Annotated in this window: 4 protein-coding genes; 1 reads left to right on the top strand and 3 read right to left on the bottom strand. The window is 36.5% G+C overall.

Going from position 1 to position 11,856, the window contains the following annotated elements; translation table 11 throughout:
• The 3 genes from ABX784_RS12380 to ABX784_RS12370 all read right to left on the bottom strand — a co-directional run.
• Positions 1-3,686 (bottom strand): hypothetical protein (locus ABX784_RS12380; RefSeq protein ID WP_372655362.1); only part of this gene is annotated, 3,686 nt, incomplete at its 3' end.
• A 1-nt stretch (position 3,687) separates the two neighbouring features.
• Positions 3,688-8,865: a fibronectin type III domain-containing protein gene (locus tag ABX784_RS12375; RefSeq protein ID WP_372655361.1), complete on the bottom strand. Its 5,178-nt coding sequence runs from the start codon at positions 8,863-8,865 to the stop codon at positions 3,688-3,690.
• Position 8,866: 1 nt separating this feature from the next.
• Positions 8,867-10,771, bottom strand: a complete 1,905-nt coding sequence (locus ABX784_RS12370; RefSeq protein WP_372655360.1) for a fibronectin type III domain-containing protein — start codon at positions 10,769-10,771, stop codon at positions 8,867-8,869.
• Between the two features lie 212 nt (positions 10,772-10,983).
• Here ABX784_RS12370 and ABX784_RS12365 point away from each other — a divergent pair, with 212 nt between their 5' ends.
• Complete coding sequence (locus tag ABX784_RS12365; RefSeq protein ID WP_372655359.1) at positions 10,984-11,769, top strand: motility protein A; 786 nt, start codon at positions 10,984-10,986, stop codon at positions 11,767-11,769.
• Positions 11,770-11,856 lie beyond the last annotated feature (87 nt).

Below are 11,856 nucleotides of genomic sequence, written 5' to 3'. Positions count from 1 at the left end.
TGTGAAGAGTTAGTATAGAATCCAAAATTAATTGGGTATGATCCCTGAATAACGCCACCAGAAGAGTTATTAATATTTTCTGAGTTTGTGTTCGCAACAACGACATCAGCAGGATTAGCTGAAGCAAAATCTAATTTTATACCACTTGATACGTACTGATTAGGTATGTTGGTATATGTCAGTAATAAATAGCGAATAGTAGAATCTGGCTCACTTGTAGAGGCATCATACTTGATATCAATATCACATGTTGCTCCTGAGGCTAAAGAGACTCCGAGACATGAGTTTGCTGTAATAGAGTATCCAACACCCCCACTTTGATTGCTTGCGACAGATGAGTCAAATGATTGCTTAATTACCGAGTCTAATTGATTAATTGGAAAAGCACTTGTATTGGTAACAGTAAATCTCTTCTTAGCATAGACTTCAGATCCTTTAATTGCTTTAAAGTTAGATTCTTCTCCAGAAACAAGAACAGTTTGAGCTAACGTGAAGCTTTCAGTATCACCATCAAGAGTTTCAGTAACAGTATCGGTAGATGAATCATAAGAAACTGTAAAATCCTGGGAAGATAGAGATATAGATTTTGGTTGAAAATCAAATTCAACAAAGATTCTCAAGCTCAATGAGCTTATTACATCAGAATAAACTAAATTTGCCTCATCATCTAAACTCCTCAATCCACCTTTATATTGGATCACTATATCTTTAGCGTAAAATCCATTTCCTGAAGTATCACTGAACGTAAAATTTAATTTATTGTTTGAATCAAGATTAACTGTAATTTCAGGATCACCGACCTCACTAGATAAAGTAACATCAGTAACTCCTATACTTCCTTTCGTCTCCAACTGTATGGAACCATCATAAGTACCGGAAGGGTTAAATGTTCCTGCATGATAAAAATAATCATTAGAGTTATCAATATAACCAAGCATCATTGCATGATTTATAGAAAAACCAGAATGAACAGCTGGAGGAAAACCAGAGAACTCAGAATAATCTTGAAATTCCATTTGAATGCTATCCGCATCAATAGAGCCTCCCCAACCATCGGCAGGAATAGATGGCAATGTGAAGCCCGGTCTAGAAAGGAGTGCACTTGAAGAAGGCATTGGTTTATTAGGTATTAATTTACCAGCCTCACCAAAGCGAATATTTAATTTATAGTCACCATTATTTCCACCACTTATTGTGTATTTATTTCCATAGTTTTCAACGTCAGGAGAATATCCATTTGCAACATCTGGTGTTCCATCTCCATCAAAATACCTAAAGGATAGGAGATTATTAACAGAGTTAAAGTATCGATCAAATTCCCACGCACTAGCGGTATTATCATTAGCAATATTGAAGTAGCGCTCCCACTCAGGATAGATGCTATTGTAGTCAGCAGTTAATTTTCGGTCTGTTTCTCTAAGCTTCATCTTAACAGATAAACTACAGCTCTCTCCAGCTGCTAAAGAACTACCATATGGAGTTGCAGAGGTTGGTTGGTTTGAGCTATCAAAGTTGATAAGTTCATAACAATCTTTATCTGCTCCATCTTCACCACCGGCCCTATCAACAATTTCATATGGGAAGGCGGTTGAAACAGTTCTCTCTAATTTCTTACCATCTACTGCTTCAATATATGGAATAGTTCCTGTTCCAACATTTTTTAATTTTACATGAAAAAACTCGGTATTACCTGAAGCCTTAGTACCAGAGATGACCCCTTGTTCAGAGGAAGTGTCTTCAAAAACAAGATACCCTTTTCTAATCATTTTAGAACTTATATAAACTTCAAGAACCGGGTTAGACCTCAAAGTAAGATCGTCATTATATGTAGTTCCATCTTCGTATTCTAGTATAAACTTTTTCTTTTGATTTACTATATCATCATACATATTTGAATTTTCTTCATTTTCAGCAGCTGAAGGATCCCCGTTAGTACTAGCAAGAGGTGCCAATTGAAATCTAATATCACACTCTCCACCAGTAGGAGCAACAAATGTACACCCCGAGTGGCTAGCACTAAGGTAGTATGAGTTTATATCTTGAGAAGTAGCAGTAAACTCAAAAGGAGTTCCCTGACCATCTTTAATGGATAAAATTTTAGCACTATCTTCACCAGTATTTTTGAATTTAATTTTTGTTGGCTGCTTATAAGCAGAAGATGAAATAAGTGAAACTCGACCTAAGTCATATTCAAATACACCATTATCATCTGTATTTAAGTTTGAGTATGAAGAACTTCCTGCATATTCAAAAGTATCAGCAGAGAGCTTTGCTGCAGATGCATAAACAGCACTGTCAATTGAAAATAGAGAGGCATCTGAAGATTGTGTGCCTTTTAGATCTCTTAGGTTTTTCCAAGTCGTGTCGTAGGCAAGCCCTATTGTCCAATTATTGAAATTTCCACCCGTAGTAAACGTAGTACTAGGGTGAAATATGATATTAAATAAACATGTCCCACCAGGAAGTTCACCAACTTTACCTGCAACTTCTACTATATCAGAACTAGATAGTGCCCCCTCAGCATCTCTAAAGTAATCAAGAGAGTTATATGGAGTGATACAACTATTAACGTCTTCAACCTTAAAAGGAAGAATTGGAAGACTAAGAGAGCTCCCGGCTGTATCAATCGAAGCTGGATCACGACATTCTAAAAAAGTGTCTCCGGAAACCTTTACACAGCTTGCGACAATTGACCCTGAAGCATTTTTGATATTTAGATAATGTAGAATTGCCTCTTTATCTCCATCATTTTTGACTCTGAAAGTTTCAGTTGTAAAATTACCTACAATTTGCTCATCAAAGTTGATTGTTGATAAACCAGCAACAAGCATATTTCCTCTAATATTATAAGACTTAGTCGTGAAGTACGCATTGAGTGAAGATTTCCCCCCGTTTGGATCTCTAATATAAGGAATCAAAACATTAGCGTAATAAAATAGATCAACATTTCCATCAGGAGCTGTGCCGTCATAGTTTTGAGGAGTGAAAAGAATATCAATTTCACATGAACTTTCAGCAGGAAGTGTACTAGTACAAGTATTCCTTGATAATGTATAGGCAGGAGAACCAGGGTCATTAGTTGTAGTGAAGCTAATATCCTTAGCAGTTAGGCCACCAGTATTTTTAATAATAAGAGTTTTGATATAATCAGCTTTTTCTGTTCTCTCTAAAATACCAAAACTATAATTAACTTCTTCTGAGGTAAAAATTAGAGAAGCCGCTTCACCTGCCATCATAGTTAGCTTACGTGTTTCAACAACACTATCCACTAAATTTTTAAATTTAATACTAAAATTTTGATAAAACTCACCGCTAATAGCAGGGTTATAACTAATAACAAATGTGCAGCTGTCACCTTTATTTAAAACATCACTACAAGTACCAAGATAACCAGGACTAACTGATTTACCATCGACAGTATGAAATTTCATACCTGCTGTGGACTCTTCATCAAGACTTAAACTTAAGTCTGAAAGGAAATGCTTAGAATTATTTGTGACTTTAACTGTAACGACATCAGGCTCTGAACCTATTAGAAACTCTCCACGCTCTAGTCCACCTACAACCTCTACAGTTGCTGAACCAAGTGCACCTTCACTAATGATCTTTACATTTCCCTCTGCTAAAGGCTTACAGCCAAGCAGTACTAAACAAAGTAGTAAATATGTAGCAAAGCTCTTAAACATCTTAAGGACGCCCCTCATTTATTCTAATAGCACACCGTACTCCATTATCAGAGGATGCTCTTTGATTCACTGAACTCTTTCCTAAAAATCTTGCACTGTAACGGCCAGGTCTACTGGTACGACTCTTCCCACCAAAGTTACGTGAGTAAATATAACTATTTCTATCAACAACCCACCATGACCTATAGATATCAATATCTAAAGAGTCATTAGAAGAACTAGTAACAAAATTACTCGGATTTATAGTATCTAAATAAGTAATACTATAAACATAAGAGTTACTAGCAGATATAGTTGTTTCTTTATTTTTAGTTATCTCTGACATTCCATCAGAAGTAATTAAACTATTTCCAATAGGGTAATCAGGAACTGTAAAGGCCGTATCTGCTAGAGAAAACTTCGTACGTAAACTCGTAGTTGAAATAGAAGTATTATCTGTAGCATTAGCACAACTTGTATCACCACATTCAAGAGGAATACCTGAAATTGGACTAAAGTACTTTCCACGTCTTGGATCATTAGCTCCACTTGGACGTCTAGAGGTAACAGGATACTCATCAACTAGTGCAAGAGTATCGTGAATACTAATCGGAGGTGCTAAATTATCCTGACCAAAATCTAAGAAGTAACCATCTCCGTTTCTAAGATATCCAATACTATTTTGATCCACATCATTTGTTGCCGTAACCATTGATGTGTTTAAGTTACCCAAGAAATCAAAAACAGGTATAAAGAAACTACCAGAGCTAAACGAGCTAGCTCTTGCCGAACCTGTCTCTACAGTTGAACATCGACCAGTATCAGGATCACTTTGTACCCATGGTTCTAAATTACTATCATTGTAGCTTTGACCTGAGTTATAAGCTACTGACCCAACAGCTTGGCTAGAAGTACCAATTAAAAATGATTCTCCGCTATAGTTACAAAAAGATCTTTCAGAGCTATACTCTTCCATATTACCAATAACATCTTGTAATCCATATCTACTAATACATGATTGAGTACTAAAACTATTTCCTTCATAATCAAAGAAACTTGACCCAGTCAAAAGTCCTGCACCATTTTGATCTGTAGAGATTATGACTTGAGAGTCTGGAGATCTCACAGAGATAGGAAGTCCTGCCTCAACAGTACTAATCAGCTGTCCTTGAGTAATACTTCTATCATATGAATTACAACTTCCATTGAAGATAGAACCCCCACTTCCAGTAGGGCTCTCTGATCTCAAACCACTTTCTAAAGAAGTAATAGTTGTGTCATCAAAAGCTTTTGGGTGTGCTCCTGCAACAATACCTTCAGTACGTCTCATCATCCTTTTAGATGCCGCTGTCTCTTGAGTTAGGAATGTACTCGAAGAATCATCGAGGATCCCTACTTCAACTTCGTACGTAGAACAAAAGATATCAGCACTATCATGATCTAGACCATTTAAAGGTGGTAACTTAGAGTCATTTGATGAAACAATTCTTGCAATCGGACTTGCATCCGGATCAAATCTTCTTGCCGCGGAATTACTTCTATAACCAGAAGCAGGAACAGCGTTTCTAGATCCATCAAACATTTCACTTAAAGCTTCAACTTCAGTCATAGTCTTATCAGCAAGAGATACCTTATTTACAGTATCCCCATCATAAACTAAATCATTTAACATATTTGCTGGTATCCATCTCTGCTTCAATCTTCCTCCCCCTCTCGCGCCACTATCGTTATTAGCAACAGGGATATTGATCATACATCTTGACGGATATTGATTTCTTTCAAACTGCAAACGATCTGGACTGGCCTCATTTCCTCCACCAGCTCTAAGAGAGCTTGCAGGATTAGACCAATTTGTAGTTCTGTGTTTACGGTTATAAAAAACAGCACCGTATTCACTTTGAGCAACCTGATCTGAGTACTTAGTTAAAGGTGAATTATATGTATCAGAGTAATTCACATGTAAATTATCTGCATTCTCACAAAGGTTTAAATTAGATGTATTATCTACACCTGGTAAATATAAATATTGTAAACTTGTTGTTGTGTTGTCTGAACAAGTAGTTGTTGCTGTAGAAATTCTCTCTTCACTCTCACCAATACAGTCACCAACTCTATAATCATAATAGTCAGTATATGTACCACTTGAAGGTTCGTTTCCATTTTCATTTTGGGCCAAAGAGGCATTCTTAAATAAACACCCTTTGAAGGTAGATCCTGAATCACTTATCCCTAAGAAATCACTATTACTTGCGGCAAACTTACTATTTTGATTTGAGTAATCACCTCTAGTGAAGTTACACCCTAGTTCATAACGATCTATAAGCATATCACTACCAAAGTCATATACTGTAGTTCCAGGAACCCAAGGAACACTTAGCCCTCTAGCTCCTACACCATCCCAGCTACAAGTATAATGATTTGAAATATCATCATCAATTGACTTTCCAAGCTCCAAACATGTCTGTCTATTTGCTACAAGTCTATGAACTAATGCCATATTTTCAGGAGGGAGAATAACTTTAATAATATGTTGAGGATTGGTCTGCTCTCTCTCGAATCTTAACTCTTCCCCATTAAAGACTGGAACAATTTTATAATGATATACTCTCGCTCTAGCAACGTTACCATTAACTCCTGCATGCTTTACAGAGTAATCAGTGAACATTACTGCATCAAATGTCTTCGCTGTTTCATTTGGACGCTCATATTCACTATAGCTTATTGGATGTAATGGTCCTGAATTGAAAGTTGTTTGAAAAGCATAATTTGAGCTAGTTAAATCAACCCAAGTCTTTTGGTTGTCATCAGACCTATAAACTTTATAACCATAAAGTCTGTTTTGCTTTAATGGTGCAGTTTCAAAACTAGTAACGAAGTCATTCATAGTACTGATACCAGAATTAAATGTAATGTCTTTCCATGCAAGTCTAACTATTCCAGAATTGGAGTATTGATTCATGAAAGTATTACTTTCATCTGCACCTTTCTTTCCATATGTCCCCTGATGAGTCAAAGAACTAGAAATTGATGCGAATTGATTATCAAATGCAGTTGAAGGAGAATAATCATCTCCAAAATAATCTGTAACATCAACTTCAAGCGGTTGACCATACTGATTAAGAGTTTCAAAGAGGTATACCTTTTCATCTATAAGAGAAGGGTTATCTCTTCGAGGAACAAGGCCATCCGCCTTTGGCCCAACTGAAAATATATCAACCCATTCGACAAAACGTGGAACAGGCAGAGGCACCTGACATGCACGTACACTTGCATTTGCCTCAGAGTATTTTTTCTGAGCTCCAGAGATATACGAAAGAACAGCATATTGATATTTCTTCCCTGGTAGTAAATTCGTTATTGTATAAGATGTCGCAGTGAGATCATCTGTAGAATTATAATTACCAGCAATAGCATCTGTATAATTAAAAGCCGTACCATCATCCTCTCTCCAAAAGACTTCATATCTATCATAGAGTCCTGAAGTTGGAGGTTGCCATGCAACTGAGAGACTGTCAGAGCCAGCACTACACGTATCTATTGCACCAGTAAATTCTTCTTTTGTTGGAACTTTAATTTGTAAAACCTGACATCTTACAATTGCATTTGCAACATCTCTTTTAACATAGTTAGTTCCCTCAATAACTGGAACAGCACCAAAACAGTAAGTCTTATCTGATAGGACTTCAGAACCTGAAAAGAAGTTACCTCTTATTTTAACCGTAGTATATGTACCAAATCCACTGGAAGTACCTGGAGAATTTGTCACTCTAAATAATCCATCACAATTTGCTTTAGTACTTGAATGCGTAACATTGTAAACAAGCTCCTCAGGTGAAGGGTCGTCAATATTTTCATAACAATAAATTTCTAATTTATTAATATATCCAGCAGATATTACTGGTGAATCAAAGTTAATTTCTATTTCATCAAGAGCATTAATATCTGTAGGGTCCTCAATTTCTAGAACCCCAGAAAATGGAGCGATATCAGGGATAACTCTAAAGAAAACTTCGTCGCCAATTAGTCTAGAGCCCTGAGTACACGCATCTGTAACACAAGCAACAATTGTTGCTCTATAGTAAGCGTATGACTCTAGTCCGGATAATCTATATGAATTACTTCCTGGGGCAACAACGACATAGTCATTAGAAGCATTCATGTTATCAATTTTTGCAGTATTTAAAGTTTCTGGATTTGCTTCTACTGTTGCAAGTGAATCTGTAGGCTCACCTACTTTAATAACGTAGGCACGATAGTTACTAAAAGGGCCTGATGCAGATTTCCAATTCAAATCCATTCTAGTTAATGCAAGCTCCCCAAGAGGTGTTTCATAAACAACAGATGAGTTATCCCAATCAAATAATCCTGAATCAGAAAGAGTTGTTACCGATAAAATTTTATTATTCTGCTCTGTTTTATAGCTTGCTTCAGTCTCGTAATAATCAACGTAAGCTTTATGGATAGCTCTAACCATAAAATAATATTTCTGATCAGGGCTTAACCCACTAATTGTTCTCTTTCGTTCAGTACTTAACTGTGGATTAGATCCTAGAGAAGCAGGTAGTGTTGCTGACACAACAGCAGGGTTATTAATATTTCGGAGGTCAGTTGGTGAACCGTCCTCAGCTGAGATGTATCTTACTTCATAAGCCACTGGATCATTTGGCTTAGGTGAGAATGGTGATCCAAGAGAAACGGCTGGAATCCATTCGACTATAACTTCCTCTTTACCAAGGTCACCACTTGCAGGACTCACTTTAGTAATTCCGTTAAAGTCTGCTGTATAATTTGAGAATGTTTTTGTGGTTAGACTTTTGTTAAGAGTTGACTCACTCCCATCTTTCGCATTTTTAACACCAACAGAAAATGAATACTCAGTATTTACACGTAGGCCTGTAATTGTATAAACATATTGACCATAATTATTTATAAATAAACTATCTGCTTTTACCTCTTCTGGAGTTGATGAATTATTGACATATATTCTATAAGTCATATCTGCAGAGTTTCCTGTCGCAGGATAGAAATAAACCTCGACTTTATTATCGGAGATAGGAATTACTTCAGTAACTCCAGAGAAAGCAATATCAACGGAACCTGAACTTAAGTTCTTTGACGCCTGCGGATTTTTGTCTTCTACAGTCCCGACACAGGAGCAGAGAATAAAACTTAAAATAAATGTAAATAAAACATTCTTCATTCTACGGACCTACCGTGATTGTTTGAGTATTAGTATTGGCCTCGGAGAATAACTCGGTACCATCTGATGTGTAATAAGTAAGAATTCCAAAAGTGTAATTTCCATTGGCAAGAAATGGAGCTTGATAACTTGTCTGACCGTATGGAATATCTATACTCATATAATTAGCATCTCCACTTGTTGCGTCAGAGAAATTGAAAGTTCCTCCATCAATTCTCACATATAGACGGTAGCCTTCATAAACCCCTTGAAGAGGAGCAGACCAAGTTAAGTTAACAGTAGATGTTGATGAGTCAAGTACAGCACCATCAAGACCAGTAAAGTCCTCTAATGTTGGAACTTCAAGCTGAGGTAGTTTACATCTGGTAACTGGATTATTTCTATTTTCAACTATGACCCCATTGTCATAATAGTACGGAACAAGTTCAAAACAATAAGGAACAGTTTCATTTAAATCAATTCCACTTATTGTAATCTCTGTTGCTGCCCTATAGTCAAAATTAGCTACAGAAATATCAAGTCCACTCGGGTTATCTGGATGATTTAAGAAAGTATCTACACTTGGTCCAGTTGATCTTTCCTTTAGTTCAACAAGTATTCCATCAGCAACACCAGAATTGAAGTCAGGTGGTGTGAGTTGAAGGTAGTATTCATTTAAAGACCAATAGTACTTAGCTCCTATAATTTCAGTAATTCCTCCAAAACTGGCATGTCCAGGATTTGTTTTATAAGGGGGAGATGAATTATATTCTACAAAGTTTCCAGCTTCACAATTTCTAGTCGCACAAGCTATCAAGTTTATATCGTAATCAGTAAATGGGGTTAAATCAGCAATAGTGAAGCTTTCTTTTTCAAAACTAATACTAGTACAGTTCCAGCTACTGTCACTTACCTCTGGACCACTACAAATTTCATCTCTTGATGACTTGTAAAAACTCCATGCTGAGCCTTCACTAGATTTTTTATAATATACTCTATAATGATCTATTGAACCTTCAGCAGCTTTCCACTTAGTACTTAACGAATAAAGCCCTGCTCCACCGCTTGGGATTTCGACTTCGAAGCTATCTTGCTCAACTTCAAGTGAAGAAATATCATCAGATAAAGTAGAAGCTAGTATATAGGTATTATTTTGTTCTGCTGAATAACTTGGATCTGCTCCATAGTCATTCATCCCACTATGAATAGCACGCACTCTAACAAAGTACTTCGTATCAGGTTGTAGTCCATTAACCTGATGAGAGATTTTTTCTCCACCAACAAAAACAACCTTTCTAGTAGGCTCTTCAAATACGTCATCATCAAAAGCTACAGGAGTCACAACATCAGAGTCTAAAAGAGTGATTTCATACTGAATAGGATCTTGCTCTTTTGGAACAAAGATACTCCCTATTCTTTCGGCGGCAGGCCATTCGACCTTCAGAGCCGTTCGACCATCAAAACCAGGTAAGTTTTTGACATCACCAATTCCGAGAAAATTTGCAGTTTGATTAGAAAATGTTCGTGCTTTTTTTACAAGCGTAGAGTTACTCTCCGTCCCACTCTCATCCTTCGCTTGAACAACAAAGGTATACTCTCTGTTTGTATCTAAACCTGTTAATACATATTTTAGAAGTCCACGATAATCAGGCCTAAGACTTGCTCCAGGCACGGCCTTAGGGATAGAAAGTCCATCATATGAAATGACATAGGTAACATCTCTTGCATCAAGCTGACTTGGATAAAAATATATCTCGACTTTATCATTTGCTATAACTTCAACATCATAAATACCATCGAAAGCGATATCGCTTCCACCGACATTAATCCCTTTAGTTGATGCTGGGTCAAGATCTTCAACTGTTCCAACACAAGATACTAAGCAATTTAATGAAAGATAATAAAATGCAAATAACAATATTCTCAAAAATAACTCCTAATCAGTATCTTCATCGGAATTTAGAGATTATCTATTGAATTATAGAGGAATTAGAAACTTAAACAGAACTTTTTTACCTACTGTACAAAAGGCCTATGTATAAAAATATTTTTCCAGATGAGTAAGTAATCGTTTTTACTTTAAAGTTTTTTATATCCAATCCGATAGAGATCGTAACTTTAAATACTTATGAGGTTTCCATGAATATATTTTCCTTAATCGGTTTAATAATATCGGGTGTTGTTCTATTTGTTGGGCTAAGACTTTCTTCTCCAGACCTGCAAATTTTTCTGGACGGTCCTTCACTTTTCATAGTGTTAGGGGGGACATTTGCCGCTACATCTGTTGCCTTTCAACTGAATAAAATAGGAAGCTTGTTTAAAATATTCTTCACTCAATTCTTAAAGGGAAAGACTGTAGACCCTACTATAGTAATAAAAGATGTAATGAAAATCTGTGAAGCCTATAGAAACGGAGAAAGTCTTGAAGAACTTGTCAATAAGGCACAAGATCCATTCCTTAAAGAAGCTATGGAGCTCATATCAGATGGAATCCTAGAGACAGATAAAGCAATCCAAATTCTAGAGCAAAGAGCAGTAAAGATGGGTGCCCTCAGAAATGATGATACTAAAAAGATTAAAGCACTAGGTAAATTTCCACCAGCTTTTGGAATGATGGGAACAACAATTGGGATGATTGTCCTTTTAGCCAACCTAGGTGGTGCGGATGCAATGAAGAAGATTGGTCCAGCAATGGGTGTTTGTCTTATTACAACTTTATATGGAGTTATCGTTGCCAATCTTGTTGTAATCCCAATAGCTGAGAACTTAGATGAAATCTCAAAGCAAATGGATACAAAAGATGAAATTGTATTAGAAGGTATAAAGCATATTATTAGTAAGTCTAACCCTATACTGGTAGCTGAAGAGCTAAATTCTTTCTTAGTACCTAAAGAAAGACTCGATTGGAAAAATGCTACGGCATAAATAGGAGTTTTAGATGGCCATAAAAAGACAGAAAGTAGAAGATGATGGCGGTGGAGATGACTGGCTAGTAAGTTATGCCGATATGAT

Origin of the sequence: Halobacteriovorax sp. (genome assembly GCF_041587335.1) — a bacterium.
Lineage (GTDB): Bacteria > Bdellovibrionota > Bacteriovoracia > Bacteriovoracales > Bacteriovoracaceae > Halobacteriovorax.
Note: the sequence above shows the minus strand (reverse complement) of the source record. Positions and strands in the feature narration are given on the sequence as shown.

What these genes read in the sequence shown, in the direction of transcription:
- ABX784_RS12375 (WP_372655361.1), bottom strand. Translation starts at nt 8,865, where the DNA reads ATGAAGAATGTTTTATTTACATTTATTTTAAGTTTTATTCTCTGCTCC.
- ABX784_RS12365 (WP_372655359.1), top strand. Translation starts at nt 10,984, where the DNA reads ATGAATATATTTTCCTTAATCGGTTTAATAATATCGGGTGTTGTTCTA.